The organism is Streptomyces sp. NBC_01707 (genome assembly GCF_041438805.1).
In the GTDB taxonomy this organism is placed as follows: domain Bacteria; phylum Actinomycetota; class Actinomycetes; order Streptomycetales; family Streptomycetaceae; genus Streptomyces.
Window position 1 is genome coordinate 7,400,103 of record NZ_CP109190.1, and the last position, 15,729, is coordinate 7,415,831.

The window sequence follows — 15,729 nt, forward strand, 5'->3', positions numbered from 1 at the left end:
AGGGCGGGGCAAGGGCTCTGTGAAGGTTCACAGAAAGGATGTCGCTCGAAGACGCCCGCAGTTCAACTGGTGTTGGTGCAGGGGCGGGAGCGTGAGCCCGCAAACACCCGTCCGAGCAGCTCCAGGAGTCTCGAGATGCCCTTCACGCGCAGGGAATTCACCAAGCAGTCCGCCGTCACCGGTGCCGGCATCGCCCTGACCGGTACCGTCGCCGCCCTGGCTACCGCGCCTGGTGCCCTCGCCGCGCAGGAGTCCGGCCACGGCCACGACGACCACCATGGTCATGACCACGGACACGGTCACAGCCACGAGCCCGGCTACGGGCCGCTGGTCCCCGACCCGAAGGGCATACTCGCGCTGCCCGCCGGCTTCTCGTACCGCATCATCACCCACAGCGGTGTCACCAAGCTGGAATCCGGCGAGTACACCCCCTCCAACCACGACGGCACGGCCGCCTTCGAGGGCCCGCGCGGCGTCACCCTGCTCGTCAACAACCACGAGCTGAGCGGCACCCGGGCAGGCTGGGAGCACCCCGTCCCGCTCACCGAGGGCCTCGTCTACGACCCGATCGCCGCCGGTGGCTGCACCGTCGTCGAGACCCGCCGCGACGGCCGCACCGCCGAGTGGGTCGGCATCGCCGGCACGTCCACCAACTGTGCCGGTGGTGCCACCCCGTGGGGTACCTGGCTCACCTGCGAGGAGACCGAGGACAAGGCCGGTAAGAACGGTCTGCTCAAGGACCACGGCTACGTCTTCGAGGTAGACCCGTACGACGAGCGCGCCAACCGCGACCCGCGCCCGATCAAGGCGTTCGGCCGGTACGCCCACGAGGCTGTCGTCATCGACCCCAAGCTCGGCCACGCCTACCTGACCGAGGACGCGGCCGGCCCCAACGGGCTGCTCTACCGCTGGGTTCCGCCGCACGGCTTCAAGCACGGCCGCGGCAAGCTGCGCACGCTCGCCGACGACGCCGGTGTCCTCCAGGCCACCAAGTGCTTCGACAAGAGCGGCAAGTTCGTCGACGACCTGTCCCGCGCCACCAAGATCGGCACGGTGTACGGCGTGGACTGGGTCGACGTCGTCGACCGCGACGCCAAGACCGTCTCCGTGCGCAAGCAGTTCGGCGACCAGGACGTGACCCGCGCCCGCAAGCTCGAAGGCATGTGGTGGGGTGACGGCGGCGTCTACATCGTCTCCTCGTTCGCCCGCGAGGAGAGCCCCGTCCAGCACGACGGCCAGGTCTGGTTCTACGACCCGAAGCGCCGCACGCTGACGTTGAAGGTCCTCCTCGGCGTGAACGCCGACCCGTCGAAGGACGGCGCCTTCGACGGCCCGGACAACATCACCGTCTCGCCGTACGGCGGTCTGGTCATCGCCGAGGACGGCGAGGGCGTCCAGCACCTCTTCGGGGCGACGGAGAGCGGCCGCACCTACCCGATCGCGCGCAACGACCTGAACGTGGGCACGGCCGAGGAGCCGGAGTACAGCGAGTTCACCGGTGTCACCTTCTCGCCCGACGGGAAGACGCTGTTCGCCAACATCCAGACGCCCGGCATCATGCTCGCCATCACCGGCCCGTGGAAGCGCCAGCCGAACCGGCACTGACGCACCGTCCGGACGCGCGGAATAACCCGTCGCGCGTCCGGAGGCCGGTCTTCTAAGGTCCTGTCTGTGCCCAGGTGCGCAGGCAGGACCTACTTCCACTCTTAATGGGGATGTCGCGGGTTCGAGTCCCGCCATCGGCTTTCGAGCCGGTGTAGCTCAGTGGGTAGAGCACCTTCGTCGGTTCCGCCGACTGTGATCTCTGGGCACGTACAGCTCAAAGAAATTGCACGCACCTCCCGGTGCGCGGGCCACGGCTACTTCTTCGAACAAGTTCCGCCGTCGCCGACCTTGATCTCGGGAGGCACAGCATCGGGTGCCCGGTGCGCAGGTGACGGATACTTCCGACGGTTGCGGGTTCGAGTCCCGCCCGGCCACGGCCGGTAGCTCAAGGGCAGAGCATCAGGCAAGCCCGTCGCCGACTCCTGATCTCGGGCACCCCTGCGCTGTGTCTTTCCCCAACGAATTCGGGGGAATTCACCATGGCACGCTTCAATGCCCGCATCGTCGAGGTGAAGGCGACGTCGCCCGTGAAGTCGACCGGGCGCACCGCACCCACCTGTCAGGGAGGCCGCGGACATCTCCGCGACAACCGTTCGGAACTTTTCCTGCTTGCCGTCGCCCATTTCGTCTCGCAGCAGACGTTCTACGAGAATTCCGAGCAGCGTGACAGCCGATTCGCCACGCTGGTACGCATCCTTGCGGTGGGTGACCCCGACTGGACCGCCGGACTGCTGGGATGGCTGCGCCGCGACGGCGGGATGCGCACCGCGGCGATCGTCGGCGCCGCCGAGTACGTGAAGGCCCGCCTCGACGCGGGGGCCGAGGACGGGCCGTCCAACCGGCAGGTCGTCGACTCCGTCCTGCTGCGCGCCGACGAGCCGGGTGAGCTGCTGGGGTACTGGACGTCGCGGTACGGCCGTACCGTGCCCAAGCCCGTCAAGCGCGGGATCGCCGACGCCGTACGCCGCCTCTACGACGGCAAGTCGCTGCTGAAGTACGACACCGCGTCCAAGGGCTACCGCTTCGGCGACATCCTGAACCTGGTGCATGCGGCGCCCGCCCCGGAGAAGGCCTGGCAGGGCGAGCTGTTCCGCTATGCGCTCGACCGCCGGCATCACCCGGACGCGGCTGTTCCGCCTGCCTCGAACCGCACCCTCATCGCCCACCGGGCGCTGATGGAGCTGCCGGTCGACGAGCGGCGGGCCGTGATCACCGCGCCCGACGGGTCGGACCGACTGGCGGCGGCAGGCATGACCTGGGAGGCCCTCGCGGGCTGGCTGCAGGGTCCGATGGACGCAGCGGCATGGGAGGCCGTCATTCCGTCGATGGGGGCGATGGCACTCGTCCGCAATCTGCGGAACTTCGACGAGGCGGGCGTCTCGGACGAGGTCGCAGCGCAGGTGGCGGCGAAGATCTCCGACCCGGCCGTGGTCGCCGCATCGCGGCAGTTTCCGTTCCGCTACCTCGCGGCGTACCGGCACGCCCCGTCGCTGCGCTGGGCGTACCCGCTGGAGCAGGCGCTCGGCCACTCCCTCGCGAACGTCCCGGCGTTGCGGGGGCGGACGCTGATCCTGGTCGACCGCTCGGGCTCGATGTGGTCGCCGCTCTCGGACCGGTCGCGGCTGAACCGGGCCGACGCCGCCGCGATCTTCGGCGCGGCGCTCGCGCTTCGGGCCGCCGATGCCGATCTGGTGGAATTCGGTACGAACAGCGCACCGGTGACCTTTCGCGGGGGCGAGTCCGTGCTGAAGATCCTGGACCGGTTCGGTGATCTCGGTGGCACCAACACCGCGGAGGCGGTCCGCCGGCACTACCGCGGCCACGACCGGGTGCTGATCGTCACGGACGAGCAGGCGTCGTTCACGTACTACGGCGATGCCACCGAGGCCGTCCCGGCGAGTGTGCCCGTGTACACCTGGAATCTGGCCGGATACCGGGTCGGGCACGCCCCGTCCGGAAGCGAGAACCGCCACACCTTCGGGGGTCTTTCGGACGCCGCATTCCGCATGGTGCCCCTGCTGGAGGCGGGGCGGGACGCCGACTGGCCCTGGAAACGCTGATTACGAATACGGCATCAGTGGGCCCTCGGGAGCGGTCGGGCATGGCGTCACGCGTCCCGGAGGCGCATACTCAACGTAATGAAACAGTCAGCCGGATCCCGGCGTCACCTGCCTTCCAGTCCCTTCAACCGCCCGGCCCAGGCGGCCCCACCGGTCGAATGCTTCGATGTGGGCGACAGGGTGTCGCATGACCAGTTCGGACTCGGTCGAGTCCTCGCTGTCGAGGGCGACAACGACGCAGTGCTCATCGACTTCTCGGGGCGACAGGGGAGGATCCTGAGCCCGTACTCCAAGCTGACCAAGCTCTGAGAGGGACGACGAGCGTACGAAGCGTCCGTCCCGCACTCCCCTTCCGGGGCACCCGCAGATCCAGCAGGTGCCCCGGAAGCCATTTCAGGAGGCGGGCTCCAGGAGTGTGCGCAGCGCCCTTCTACAGCGCCTGTGCGGCGGGCTTGACCATGCCGCGGACCGTGCGCGACTTGACGAAGTCACCCATCGCCGTCATTTCCCACTCGCCCGAGAACTGCTTGATCAGCTTCGCCATCATCACGCCGGTCTGCGGTTCGGCGCCGGTCAGGTCGAAGCGGACCAGTTCCTCGCCGGAGGTCGCGTCGATCAGCCGGCAGTAGGCCTTGGCGACCTCGGTGAACTTCTGGCCGGTGAACGAGTTGACCGTGAAGACCAGCCCCGTCGCCTCCGGGGGGATCCGGCCCAGGTCCACGACGATCACCTCGTCGTCCCCCGCGCCCTCGCCCGTGAGGTTGTCGCCGGAGTGCTTGATCGCGCCGTTCAGGATGGAGAGCTTGCCGAAGTAGCAGCTGTCCAGATGGTTCCGGTTGGGGCCGTAGGCGATCACCGAGGCGTCGAGGTCGATGTCCTTGCCACGGAACGCGGGTTCCCAGCCGAGCCCCATCTTGACCTGCGAGAGCAGCGGGCGGCCGCCCTTGACCAGGGACACCGTCTGGTTCTTCTGGAGGTTGACCCGGCCCTTGTCGAGGTTGATCTTGCCGGAGCCGGCGGGCGCCGGGGCGGCGACGGGCGGAGCCGCGGGAGGGGCCGCGGGAGCGGCGGTCCGCGGGTCCACGGGGGCGGCGGCAGGCATCGGGGGTGCGACCGGCGCGGGCGGTGCGGCGGGCTCCTCGACCGAGACGCCGAAGTCCGTGGCGATACCCGCCAGCCCGTCGGCGTAGCCCTGGCCGACCGCTCGGGCCTTCCAGGCGCCGTTGCGCAGATAGACCTCGATGACCACGAGCGCCGTCTCGGCACCGAGACGGGGCGGGGTGAAGGTGGCGAGCACGCTGCCGTCGTCCGCGTTGCGCACGGTGGCGGTGGGCTCGATGCCCTGGAATGTCTGCCCCGCCGCGTCCGGGCTCGCCGTGACGACGATCTTCTCGATGCCGGGCGGTACCGCGGCGGTGTCCACCACGATCGCGTCCGGCGCCGTGCCGCCGCCGGAGCGGTAGGTCACACCGGGGCCGGTGGGCTGGTTGTAGAAGATGAAGTCGTCGTCGGAACGCACCTTGCCGTCGGCGGTGAGCAGCAGGCCCGAGACGTCGAGCCGCACCGGGGCGGCGACGTCCACCGCCACGCGGGCGGTGGAGAGAGGGATGTTCGAGCCGGGGGTCATAGCGGTCATGCTGGGGGTAACGAACGACCCGGCTTTGCCGTTCCCTTACCTTCGCCGGCTTGCTCCGTACGGATCAGCGCCCGCCGCGCGCCCGGTTGCGGGGGTGGTCGCGGGCGGTGCGCTCGTTGCCGTGCTTGTACGCGCCCGTCCAGCGCGCCATGACGAGTTGGGCGTCGCCGGACACCACTTCGGCCAGGAACTTCTCCGCCCGGCCGCCGCGCAGGGTGCCCGCCGGGCGGCCGTGACGGGTGATCGTGACGCTCGCGTCGCCATGTCGCTCGTACTGGAATCCGGAAGGCTTCGGCATGGCCGTATGGTGCCCGTCCGCTCCGGATGCCGTCGCCCGATTTTCCGACCGGTACGGCCGGATCGGCTAGTACGGCCAGATCGGCGGATGGGTGACGAAGTGGCCGCCGAGGTGGGCGTGGTCCGGGTTGGCCGGGTCGAGTTCGCCCTGTTCCGCGACGAGCTTCTCCGCGTACTGCTCGGAGTCGTCCTGCGGCTCGTACCCGAGCGACCGGGCCGTGGTCAGGTCCCACCACAGGCGGGTGTTGTCGGAGGAGCCGTAGATCACCGTGTGCCCGACCTCGTCGGCGGTGAGCGCGGCGTGGAAGAGCCGGGCGCCGTCACCGGGGCTCATCCACACCGAGAGCATCCGTACGGATGTCGGTTCCATGAAGCAGGAGCCGATGCGCACGGAGACGGTCTCCATGGCGTGCTTGTCCCAGTACAGCTGTGCGAGGTCTTCGCCGAACGACTTGGAGAGGCCGTAGAAGGTGTCGGGGCGGCGCGGGGTGTCGATCGGGATCAGTGGATCGCCGGGCAGCGGGCGGGGGGTGTAGCCGATGGCGTGGTTGGAGGAGGCGAACACGATACGCCGGACGCCCTCCTCGCGCGCGGCCTCGTACAGGTTGTACGTCCCCTCGATGTTGGCTCGCAGGATCTTGTCGAAAGAGGCTTCCAGTGAGATGCCCGCGAGGTGGATGATCGCGTCGACGCCGCGCACGGCCTCACGCAGCGCCTCCTTGTCGCCGAGGTCGGCCGTGATCGCGTCCGGCTCGCCCTCGATGGGGGTGGCGTCGAAGAGGCGGAGTTCGTAGCCGTACGCGGGCAGCAGGCCGCGCATCAGGGTGCCGAGGCCGCCGGCGGCGCCGGTGAGCAGGACGGTGCGGGGAGCGGGCATTCGCTGATCTCCTCGGTACATACGCGCGACACATCAAATCCATGGACGACATTCACATGCATGGACAAACTAAGAAGTGAGAGCGCGGTGCGTCAAGTGGTGCGCGCCTCCTGTGCGGGGGTGTCGGCTCCGTCTCGACTCCGCCTCCGTGTCGCGGCTCCCCGTCTTGACCTGCCCTGCGTGGCTGCCTTAACTTGGTGGCGTTCATGAATATGGACGCCGATCAGAATTGTGCACGCCTGAATCCGCTCAGGGAGCGCCCGTGACCTCAGCCCCCCTTGCCGCCCGACTCACCCATGTCGCCGGGCCGCTCTTCTTCCCCGTCACCGCCTACGGGCCGGACGGCGCTGTCGATCTCGACGCCTTCCGCGCGCATGTGCGCACCGGCATCGATGCCGGTGCGGCCGCCGTCTTCGCCTGCTGCGGCACGGGCGAGTTCCACGCGCTGACGCCGGAGGAGTTCCGTCTCGTCGTCGCCGCGGCGGTCGAGGAGACCGCCGGGGAGGTGCCCGTCGTCGCGGGCGCCGGGTACGGCACGGCCCTCGCGATCCGGTACGCGAAGCTCGCCGAGGAAGCGGGCGCGGACGGGCTCCTCGCCATGCCGCCGTACCTGGTCTTCGCCGACCAGGAAGGGCTGCTCGCCCACTACACGGCGCTGGCCGCGGCCACCTCTCTGGAGACGATCGTCTACCAGCGCGACAACGCCGTCTTCACCCCGGAGACCGTCGTCGCCCTGGCCCGGACGCCCGGGGTCATCGGCCTCAAGGACGGCTACGGCGACCTCGACCTGATGCAGCGCATCGTCAGCGCCGTCCGTACCGAACTGCCCGGCCAGGACTTCCTGTACTTCAACGGGCTGCCCACCGCCGAACTCACCGGGCTCGCCTACCGCGGCATCGGCGTCACGCTCTACTCCTCCGCCGTGTTCGCCTTCGCACCGGACATCGCCCTCGCCTTCCACCGGGCCCTGGACTCCGGTGACGACGAGTTCGCCAACGCACTGCTCGACCACTTCTACCGGCCGCTCGTCGAGCTGCGTGCCAAGGGCCGCGGCTATGCCGTCTCGCTGGTCAAGGCCGCCGTCCGGCTGGAGGGTCACGCGGTCGGCGAGGTCCGCACCCCGCTGACCGAGCCGCCTGCCGCGCACATCGAGGAGCTGGCCGGGATCATCGAGCGCGGCCGCGCCGTGCTGGAGAAGTACGGACAGGCCAGGACCGCGCCCGAGGAGCCCGCAGTATGAAGGCCTCCGCCTTCCTGTACCCGTGGGACATCGTCGGGGACCCGGACGCCGCCGCCCGTGTCGCGGACCTCGGCGTCGGGCAGGTGACGCTCGCCGCCGCCTACCACTCGACCCGTGCGCTGACCCCGCGTCACCCCGCCCGCCGGATCGTCACCGCCGAACACGCCGCGGTGTTGTACCCGGCGGACGCCGGGCGGTGGGCAGGGCGTGAACTGCGCCCGTACGCACAGTCCTGGGTGGCCTCGGACGATCCGTACGCCGAGGCCGCGCAGGCGCTGACGGATGCCGGTCTGGAGGTGCACAGCTGGGTGGTGCTCGCGCACAACTCCCGGCTGGGCGCCGACCATCCGGACACCTCGGTGGTCAACGCGTACGGCGACCGCTACCCGTGGGCGCCCTGCATCGCGCGGCCCGCGGTCCGCGCGTACCTGGTGGAGCTGGCGGGCGAGGCGGCGGTGCGCGATGGTACGCGCGGCACCGAGCTGGAGTCCTGCGGCTGGTACGGCTTCGCGCATCTGCACGCCCACGACAAGATCGCGGGCGTCGGCCTCGGGGACGCGGCGCAGTACCTGATGTCGCTCTGCTTCTGCCCCGACTGCCGGACCGGATACGGCGAACACGGCCTGGACGCGGATGAGTTGAGCCGGGCCGTGCGCGCGGCCCTGGAACCGGTCTGGGCAGGGTCCGGTTCCTCGGAGGCCGGCTGGTCCGGCGTCGAGAAACTCCTCGGCGCCGATCTCGCCGCCGCCACCATGGAGTTCCGCGGCCAGGTCGCCCGCACGCTCCAGGAGTCCGCGGTCGCCGCTGTGCGGGCGGCGGCCGCGGAGAACTTCCAGGTGCTGCTGCACGCCGACCCCGCCCCGTACCGCTCCGGTGCGAACGTGGGCGTCGACCCGCAGCACATCCTCTCCGTGGCCGACGGGGTGGTGCTGCCCTGCACCGGCGGTGACGCGGCGCGCGAGACGGTCCTCGGACCCTTCGCCGGCCGGTCCGACCGGGTCGTCGCCGCCAACTTCACCGTGGTCGGTGGCATGGGCGGCAGCCCCGCCACGCTGGAGCGCGACGCCGCGCATGCGGCCTCGCTCGGCGCCGACCAACTGCGGCTGTACCACGCCGGGCTGGCTTCCGACCCGGACCTGAGGACCGTCGCCGAAGCGCTGTCACGCATCGGTCGATGACGGAACCGGATCGGTGGGGCCGGCCGTCGGCCGCTCCCACCGATCCGTGATCAGCAGGGCCGCGGTCAGCAGCCCCGCCGCACCGGTCAACGGCAGCAGCACCCGGATGTCCAGCACCGCGATCAGCCCCGCGCCGAGCGCCAGCGCCACCGCGTTCGGCACCATCATCAGTGAGTTGGCGGTCGCCGCCGTACGGCCCAGCACGGTGTCCGGCGTCTCCCGCTGCACCGCCGTCATCGCGGCGATCAGCACACACGGCAGCCCCGCCCCGATCGCGGCGCTCGTGACCAGCGCCACCGCGTCGTACGGCAGTGCCCGCACCCCCACCGCCGTCGCGAACAGCGCGATCCCGGCCGCGCCGAACACCCGCTCCGGCAGTCGCCGCAGCAACGGACCGGCCAGCAGTCCGATCGCGACGGACCCGGCGCCCTGCGCCGCGTACAGCACCCCCGCGTACGTGGGGGAGTGCCCGAGCCCGTCGTCCACGAGGGCGTAGACCGCCGCCCCGTTGAGCCCGGCACAGAGCATCGTCGCCGAACCCGCCAGCACCAGCGGCCGCAGCACCGGCGAGCGCCACACCTGCCGGATCCCCGCGGCCGATTCGCCACGCCGGTCCGTGCGGCCCGGCCGGGCCGGTTCGCTCACCCGCAGCAGTGCGCACACCCCCGCGGCCAGCGCGAACGACGCCGCGTCGAGCAGCGCCACCGCGCCGCCCCCGAAGCGGGCGTACAAGCCGGCGCCGGCAAGCGGCGCGAGGAGCTTCATGCCCTCGGCGGCGATCATCCGGAGTCCGTTGAAGTCGCCGAGCAGCCGGAGGTCGACGGTGTGCGCGACGAGCGCCGTCTCGGCCGCGTCCATCACGACACCGCTCACCCCGTAGAGCACGAGGACCGCGAAGAGGATCCAGATCCGCTCGGCCGAATCGACCGCGAGCAGCACGGTGAGCAGCCCCGCCATGGTGAGGTTCGCCCGGATCAGCAGCGGCTTGCGGCGCACCCGGTCGGCGAGGTTGCCGAGCACGGGCCCGATCAGCGAGGGAAGCCACATGGCGAACACGGCGAGCGCCGCCAGGCTGTCCGACCCGGTCAGGGACTTGACCCAGATCCCCGCCGTGAGCCACATCGCGGACGTCCCGAACCCCGTGATGACGACCGCCGCCAGATACAGCCCGGCGTTGCGGTCCCGCAGAACCCTGCCCGCCGCCGACCTTGCCATGGTGCCCCCGAACCCTGCCGACCCGCACGTGTGTTGTGGGACTCATGCTGGCCACTGAGGACGTATCCGGACATCGGGCAGATGCCTTACATCGAGTTGCCGGAAGTTCTTTCGTCAGAAGCGTTGACGAAACATTTGCACCGGCTCTAGCTTCAACGCGTCGTACTTCGTACGTCATATATGAGACGCGATACGCGAGATGCGAGAGCCCTTCACTCATGACCTTTGCGCCCACCCCGATTCCGTCCCGCACCCAGTACGTGCTGGAGGCGATCAAGCACGCGATCCTCACGGCGCAGCTGAGACCGGGGCAGGCCCTCGTCGAGACCGAACTCGCCGCACAGTTCGGGGTCTCCAAGACCCCGGTGCGCGAGGCGCTGAAGACCCTTGCCGGTACCGGACTCGTCGTGATGAGCCAGTACAAGGGCGTCACCGTGCGGCTGGTCGACGCGGAGATGGCCCGTGAGGTGTACGACGTACGGCTGCTCCTCGAGCCGGAGGCGCTGCGCCGCTCCATCACCCGCAAGGCCTCGCTCGACGCGGCCCAGGAAGCGCTGGAGCGGGCCGACTCGGCCGGTGACAAGGCCGACCGGTCGCTCGCCAACCGGGACTTCCACCGGGCGCTGTACCTGCCCTGCGGCAACCCGCTGCTGGCCCGGATGCTCGACGAGGTCCGCGACCAGGCCGCACTCGTGTCGACGGTCGCCTGGGCGACCATCCCGTCCTGGGAGCGGGAGGCGGCCGAGCACCGGGAGATCCTGCGGCTGGCGCTCGCCGACGACGCGGACGCCGCGGCCGGCGCCCTGCACGACCACATCGCGTCGTTCGTCCGCCGCGCCTTCCCCGAGGGAGCACACACCGAGGAGGGCGGGGCGTGAACCACCAGCACACCGACGAAAGGCCTGTCCGCATGGACCTCACACCGCTGAAGGCGGCCCTCGCAGATGTCGTGGCGATCCCGGTGACCCCGTTCGCCACGGACGGGACCATCGACACGGCGGCTCACCGCGGACTGCTGAGACGGCTCATCGACGGCGGCGTACGCATCCTGACCCCGAACGGCAACACCGGGGAGTTCTACGCGCTCACCCCCGAGGAGCGGCGCACCGTCACCGAACTGACCATCGACGAGGTGGGTGGACGCGCCACGGTCCTGGTCGGGGTCGGGCACGACGTGCCGACCGCCGTGGCCGCGGCCGAGCACGCACGTGACGCCGGCGCCGAGATGGTGATGGTCCATCAGCCCGTGCACCCGTACGTCTCGCAGGACGGCTGGGTCGACTACCACCGGACGATCGCGGAAGCCGTCCCCGGGCTCGGTGTCGTGCCGTACATCCGCAACCCGCAGCTCGACGGGGAGCGTCTCGCCGCGCTCGCCGACAGCTGCCCCAACGTCATCGGTGTGAAGTACGCCGTCCCGGACGCCGCGCGATTCGCGGCCTTCGCCCGGGACGCGGGCCTGGACCGGTTCGTCTGGATCGCCGGTCTCGCCGAGCTGTACGCCCCCGCCTACTTCTCCGCCGGGGCCACCGGCTTCACCTCCGGACTCGTCAACGTCGCCCCCGGGGTCTCGCTCGCCATGCTGGAGGCACTGCGGGCCGGCGACCACCCGTCGGCGATGAAGGTCTGGGAGCAGATCCGTCGCTTCGAGGAGCTGCGGGCCGACGGCCAGTCCGCCAACAACGTGACGGTCGTCAAGGAGGCCCTCGCCTCGCTCGGCCTCTGCCGCCGCGACGTCCGCCCGCCCAGCCGGGTGCTGCCCGAGGAGCGGCGTGCCGAGGTCGCCGACGAGGTCGCCGGGTGGTCGATATGACACGCGAGGACGGAAGGATCGGCTCCGAGGAGCTGCGCAGTCACCAGTGGTACGGGACGGACGGGCTGCGGTCGTTCAGCCACCGGGCGCGTACCCGCCAGCTCGGCTACCTCCCCGAGGAACACCTCGGCAAGCCGGTCATCGCGGTCCTCAACACCTGGTCCGACATCAACCCCTGCCACGTCCATCTGCGTGACCGTGCGCAGGCGGTCAAGCGGGGCGTCTGGCAGGCGGGCGGCTTCCCGCTCGAATTCCCGGTCTCCACCCTCTCGGAGACGTTCCAGAAGCCGACCCCGATGCTCTACCGCAACATGCTGGCGATGGAGACGGAGGAGCTGCTGCGCTCCTACCCGGTCGACGGCGCGGTGCTGCTGGGCGGTTGCGACAAGTCGACGCCCGCGCTGCTGATGGGGGCCGCGTCGGTCGACCTGCCGACAGTCTTCGTGCCGGCCGGGCCGATGCTGCCGGGGCACTGGCGCAACGAAGTCCTCGGCTCCGGCACCGACATGTGGAAGTACTGGGACGACAAGCGGGCCGGGCTCATCGGCGACTGCGAGATGGGTGAGCTGGAGAACGGGCTCGCGCGCTCGCCCGGCCACTGCATGACGATGGGAACGGCGTCCACCCTGACGGCCGCGGCCGAGGCGCTCGGTGTCACGGTGCCGGGAGCCTCGTCGATCCCGGCCGTGGACTCCGGGCACGACCGGATGGCGGCGCAGTCCGGGCTCCGGATCGTCGAGCTGGTGTGGCAGCAGCGGAAGCTGTCGTCGATCCTCACGGCGGAGGCGTACGAGGACGCGGTCGCCACCGTTCTGGCGCTCGGCGGCTCCACCAACGCCGTCATCCACCTGATCGCGATGGCGGGCCGCTCGGGAGTGAAGCTCACCCTCGACGACTTCGACCGGATCGCCCGCACCGTCCCCGTGCTCGCCAATCTCCGGCCCGGCGGGAAGTACCTGATGGAGGACTTCCACTTCGCCGGAGGGCTGCCCGGGTTCCTGGCCGGGCTGACCGACGTACTGCATCTCGACCGGCCCACCGTCTCGTACGACACGCTCCGCGAGCAGCTCGACGGGGCGCTCGTGCACAACTCCGATGTCATCCGCGACCGCGACAACCCCCTTGCGGAGGAGGGCGGCGTGGCGGTCCTGCGCGGCAACCTCTGCCCGGACGGCGCGGTGATCAAGCACATCGCCGCCGAACCGGAACTGCTGCGGCACACCGGGCCCGCGGTCGTCTTCGAGAACTACCGGGAGATGCAGCACAGCATCAACGATCCGGCCCTGGCCCTCACGCCGGACCATGTGCTGGTGCTCCGCAACTCCGGACCCAAGGGCGGTCCCGGGATGCCCGAGTACGGCATGCTGCCGATCCCCGACTATCTGCTCAAGCAGGGTGTCCGGGACATGGTGCGGCTCTCCGACGCCCGGATGAGCGGCACCAGTTACGGGGCGTGCGTGCTGCACATCGCGCCCGAGTCGTACGTCGGCGGTCCGCTCGCCCTCGTCCGCACCGGTGACCTGATCACCCTGGACGTCGAGGCGCGACTGCTTCATCTCGACGTGCCGGAAGAGGAGTTGGCGAGGCGCCGGGCCGCGTGGACGCCGCCGCCCACCCGGTACGAGCGCGGTTACGGCGCGCTCTACCACGACCAGATCACCCAGGCCGACCAGGGCTGCGACTTCGCCTTCCTGGCCCGGCAGGGCGAGGTGCCCGACCCGTACGCGGGCTGATCGCCCACCGAGAATTCCGGCGCACCGCGCGTTCGGCAGACCGAACGGCATGCGGTAAGCGCTTGCATCGTACACGCGTCACCGATATCCGCACGCGCACCACCGAAACCCGCACTTGTCCAGGAACGGAGACGTGTCATGGCCCAAGCCGCCGCTGTGGCCACACCGCCCAAGGTGTCCCGGCGCCGCTCCGCGAACCCCCGCCGACTGCCCTATCTGCTGATCGCCCCCGCGGGGCTGCTGATGCTGGGCTTCATCGCCTACCCGATGGTCAGCGTCTTCTACTACAGCCTGCAGAACTACAACGTCACCAAGCCGTGGCGGAACGGCTTCGCCGGCTTCGACAACTTCACCCGGATCTTCACCGAGGACGACCAGTTCTGGGCGACGCTCGGCTTCAGCGCCCAGTGGGTCGTCACCCAGGTCGCGCTCCAGCTCACGTTCGGCCTCGCGCTCGCCCTGATCGTCAACCAGACCTTCATCGGCCGGGGCATCTCCCGGGCCATGGTCTTCTCGCCCTGGGCCGTCTCCGGCGTACTGACCAGCACCATCTGGATCCTGCTCTACAACTCGTCGACCGGATTCAGCCGCTACCTCGCGGACGCCGGGATCGGCGACTACGGAACCTCCGTGCTCTCCGACACCGGCACCGTCTTCTGGGCCGCGACCGTCGCCGAACTCTGGCGCGGGGTCCCCTTCTTCGCCATTCTCATCCTCGCCGACCTGCAGTCCGTCTCCAAGGAGCTGTACGAGGCGGCAGCGGTCGACGGCGCCGGACGGCTGCGGCAGTTCTTCCACATCACCCTGCCGCACCTGCGGGACGCGATCGTCCTCTCCACGTTGCTGCGCGGCGTCTGGGAGTTCAACAACGTCGACCTGCTCTACACCCTCACCGGCGGCGGACCGGCCGGCGAGACCACCACCCTGCCGCTCTATGTCGCCAATACCGGCATCGAGGGCCACGACTTCGGCTACGCCTCCGCACTCACCACCGTCGCCTTCGTGATCCTCCTCTTCTGCTCGATCGTCTATCTGCGCCTGAGCAAGTTCGGAGGCGACCACAAGTGACTGCCGCACTGGCCGAGAAGCACACGGACACCGTCCAGGGGACCGTACGCAGCACCCCGCCCCCCACCGAACATCGCCGCCGCGGGCGTGAGCGCGCCTTCGACGAGGTACCGCGCTGGCAGATCTACGTACCGCTCGGCATCTATCTGCTCTTCACCCTCATTCCGTTCTACTGGATGGTCCTCTTCGCCGTACGGCCCGCCGGATCAACCTCGCTGGTGCCGTGGCCGATGACGGGGGAGCACTTCTCCAAGGTCTGGAACGAGCGGAGCTTCGCCGTCTTCTTCCAGAACAGCATGATCGTCGGCGTCTGCACCCTGGTCGCCACGACAGTCGTCGCTCTGTCCGGCGGCTACGCCCTCGCCCGGTTCGACTTCCGGATCAAGAACGGCTTCATGCTGGCGCTGCTCTGCTCGCAGTTCATCCCCGGCGCGCTGATGCTCGTCCCGCTCTTCGAGATCTTCAAGAACCTGCAGATGATCAACTCCCTCGGGAGCGTCGTCATCGCCGAGACGGTCTTCCAGCTGCCGCTTTCCATCATCCTGATCAGCGGCTTCATCAAGAACGTACCGGCCAGTCTCGAAGAGGCCGCCTGGGTGGACGGCTGTTCGCGCTTCCGGGCCTTCTGCGCGGTGGTGCTGCCGCTGCTGCGTCCCGGACTGATCGCCGTCGGCTCCTTCGCCTTCGTGCACAGCTGGAACCACTTCCTGTTCGCCCTGATGTTCCTCAGCGAGCAGGACAAGCAGACGATCCCGGTCGGCCTGAACACCCTCATCGGCGCGGACAGCGTCGACCTGGGCGCGCTCGCCGCGGGCGGTGTGATCGCCGCGGTCCCTGTGGTGATCGTCTTCGCCTTCATCCAGAAGTGGCTGATCACCGGCTTCAGCGCCGGTGCCGTGAAGGGCTGACAGCCGCCCCGTGACGCGCTCTCCCCACTCACCCGCACGCCGCCCGGTCGAGGAGGACTCCACGATGACCGCAACACCACCCACACCCGCCGGACGCGT

14 protein-coding genes are annotated in these 15,729 nt (G+C 69.9%); 10 read left to right on the forward strand and 4 right to left on the reverse strand.

What is annotated here, in order from left to right; genetic code table 11:
- The first annotated feature begins 135 nt into the window (after positions 1–135).
- The 3 genes from OG963_RS33185 (at position 136) to OG963_RS33195 (ending at position 3,974) form a co-directional block, all read left to right on the forward strand.
- On the forward strand, positions 136–1,605 hold the full coding sequence (locus tag OG963_RS33185) for an alkaline phosphatase PhoX (RefSeq protein WP_093929676.1): 1,470 nt from the start codon (positions 136–138) through the stop codon (positions 1,603–1,605).
- 479 nt (positions 1,606–2,084) lie between these two features.
- Positions 2,085–3,665 (forward strand): TROVE domain-containing protein, encoded by a 1,581-nt coding sequence (locus OG963_RS33190; protein ID WP_371799763.1) that lies wholly within the window; start codon positions 2,085–2,087, stop codon positions 3,663–3,665.
- Between the two features lie 78 nt (positions 3,666–3,743).
- Complete coding sequence (locus OG963_RS33195; RefSeq protein WP_014156926.1) at positions 3,744–3,974, forward strand: hypothetical protein; 231 nt, start codon at positions 3,744–3,746, stop codon at positions 3,972–3,974.
- A gap of 121 nt (positions 3,975–4,095) precedes the next feature.
- Here OG963_RS33195 and OG963_RS33200 read toward each other — a convergent pair whose 3' ends face one another.
- The 3 genes from OG963_RS33200 to OG963_RS33210 form a co-directional block, all read right to left on the reverse strand.
- A complete protein-coding gene (locus tag OG963_RS33200) occupies positions 4,096–5,301 on the reverse strand; it encodes a TerD family protein (protein WP_030919897.1) in 1,206 nt (401 codons plus the stop codon).
- 64 nt (positions 5,302–5,365) lie between these two features.
- Positions 5,366–5,599 carry a hypothetical protein gene (locus OG963_RS33205; RefSeq protein WP_093771865.1) on the reverse strand — a complete coding sequence of 78 codons (234 nt, stop codon included), beginning with the start codon at positions 5,597–5,599 and terminating at the stop codon, positions 5,366–5,368.
- Between the two features lie 66 nt (positions 5,600–5,665).
- The gene (locus OG963_RS33210) at positions 5,666–6,475 is read right to left on the reverse strand and encodes an NAD(P)-dependent oxidoreductase (RefSeq protein WP_030919905.1); all 810 of its coding nucleotides are present in this window, start codon (positions 6,473–6,475) and stop codon (positions 5,666–5,668) included.
- Positions 6,476–6,737: 262 nt separating this feature from the next.
- On the opposite strand from OG963_RS33210, the gene OG963_RS33215 reads away from it, so the two are divergent.
- On the forward strand, positions 6,738–7,715 hold the full coding sequence (locus OG963_RS33215) for a 5-dehydro-4-deoxyglucarate dehydratase (RefSeq protein ID WP_030919908.1): 978 nt from the start codon (positions 6,738–6,740) through the stop codon (positions 7,713–7,715).
- Entirely contained in the window at positions 7,712–8,893 is a 1,182-nt protein-coding gene (locus OG963_RS33220) for a hypothetical protein (protein WP_371799764.1), read from the forward strand. The genes OG963_RS33215 and OG963_RS33220 overlap by 4 nt, the downstream gene beginning before the upstream one ends.
- On the opposite strand, the gene OG963_RS33225 is transcribed toward OG963_RS33220, so the two are convergent.
- Positions 8,876–10,108, reverse strand: coding sequence for an MFS transporter (locus OG963_RS33225; RefSeq protein ID WP_371799765.1), 1,233 nt, complete (start codon positions 10,106–10,108; stop codon positions 8,876–8,878). The genes OG963_RS33220 and OG963_RS33225 overlap by 18 nt on opposite strands.
- A 218-nt stretch (positions 10,109–10,326) precedes the next feature.
- Here OG963_RS33225 and OG963_RS33230 point away from each other — a divergent pair, with 218 nt between their 5' ends.
- From OG963_RS33230 to OG963_RS33250, 5 genes are all read left to right on the forward strand, one after another.
- The gene (locus tag OG963_RS33230) at positions 10,327–10,986 is read left to right on the forward strand and encodes a GntR family transcriptional regulator (protein WP_093771873.1); all 660 of its coding nucleotides are present in this window, start codon (positions 10,327–10,329) and stop codon (positions 10,984–10,986) included.
- Between the two features lie 32 nt (positions 10,987–11,018).
- Positions 11,019–11,921, forward strand: coding sequence for a dihydrodipicolinate synthase family protein (locus OG963_RS33235; protein ID WP_093772276.1), 903 nt, complete (start codon positions 11,019–11,021; stop codon positions 11,919–11,921).
- A complete protein-coding gene (gene araD, locus OG963_RS33240; protein ID WP_093771875.1) occupies positions 11,918–13,654 on the forward strand; it encodes an L-arabinonate dehydratase in 1,737 nt (578 codons plus the stop codon). Before OG963_RS33235 ends, araD begins: the two co-directional genes overlap by 4 nt.
- A 138-nt stretch (positions 13,655–13,792) precedes the next feature.
- Complete coding sequence (locus OG963_RS33245) at positions 13,793–14,722, forward strand: carbohydrate ABC transporter permease (RefSeq protein ID WP_093771877.1); 930 nt, start codon at positions 13,793–13,795, stop codon at positions 14,720–14,722.
- Positions 14,719–15,630 (forward strand): carbohydrate ABC transporter permease, encoded by a 912-nt coding sequence (locus OG963_RS33250; protein WP_093771879.1) that lies wholly within the window; start codon positions 14,719–14,721, stop codon positions 15,628–15,630. Before OG963_RS33245 ends, OG963_RS33250 begins: the two co-directional genes overlap by 4 nt.
- The last annotated feature ends 99 nt before the right edge of the window (positions 15,631–15,729 follow it).

What these genes read in the sequence shown, in the direction of transcription:
- OG963_RS33185 (WP_093929676.1), top strand. Translation starts at nt 136, where the DNA reads ATGCCCTTCACGCGCAGGGAATTCACCAAGCAGTCCGCCGTCACCGGT.
- OG963_RS33190 (WP_371799763.1), top strand. Translation starts at nt 2,085, where the DNA reads ATGGCACGCTTCAATGCCCGCATCGTCGAGGTGAAGGCGACGTCGCCC.
- OG963_RS33195 (WP_014156926.1), top strand. Translation starts at nt 3,744, where the DNA reads ATGAAACAGTCAGCCGGATCCCGGCGTCACCTGCCTTCCAGTCCCTTC.
- OG963_RS33200 (WP_030919897.1), bottom strand. Translation starts at nt 5,301, where the DNA reads ATGACCGCTATGACCCCCGGCTCGAACATCCCTCTCTCCACCGCCCGC.
- OG963_RS33205 (WP_093771865.1), bottom strand. Translation starts at nt 5,599, where the DNA reads ATGCCGAAGCCTTCCGGATTCCAGTACGAGCGACATGGCGACGCGAGC.
- OG963_RS33210 (WP_030919905.1), bottom strand. Translation starts at nt 6,475, where the DNA reads ATGCCCGCTCCCCGCACCGTCCTGCTCACCGGCGCCGCCGGCGGCCTC.
- OG963_RS33220 (WP_371799764.1), top strand. Translation starts at nt 7,712, where the DNA reads ATGAAGGCCTCCGCCTTCCTGTACCCGTGGGACATCGTCGGGGACCCG.
- OG963_RS33225 (WP_371799765.1), bottom strand. Translation starts at nt 10,108, where the DNA reads ATGGCAAGGTCGGCGGCGGGCAGGGTTCTGCGGGACCGCAACGCCGGG.
- OG963_RS33230 (WP_093771873.1), top strand. Translation starts at nt 10,327, where the DNA reads ATGACCTTTGCGCCCACCCCGATTCCGTCCCGCACCCAGTACGTGCTG.
- OG963_RS33235 (WP_093772276.1), top strand. Translation starts at nt 11,019, where the DNA reads ATGGACCTCACACCGCTGAAGGCGGCCCTCGCAGATGTCGTGGCGATC.
- araD (WP_093771875.1), top strand. Translation starts at nt 11,918, where the DNA reads ATGACACGCGAGGACGGAAGGATCGGCTCCGAGGAGCTGCGCAGTCAC.
- OG963_RS33245 (WP_093771877.1), top strand. Translation starts at nt 13,793, where the DNA reads ATGGCCCAAGCCGCCGCTGTGGCCACACCGCCCAAGGTGTCCCGGCGC.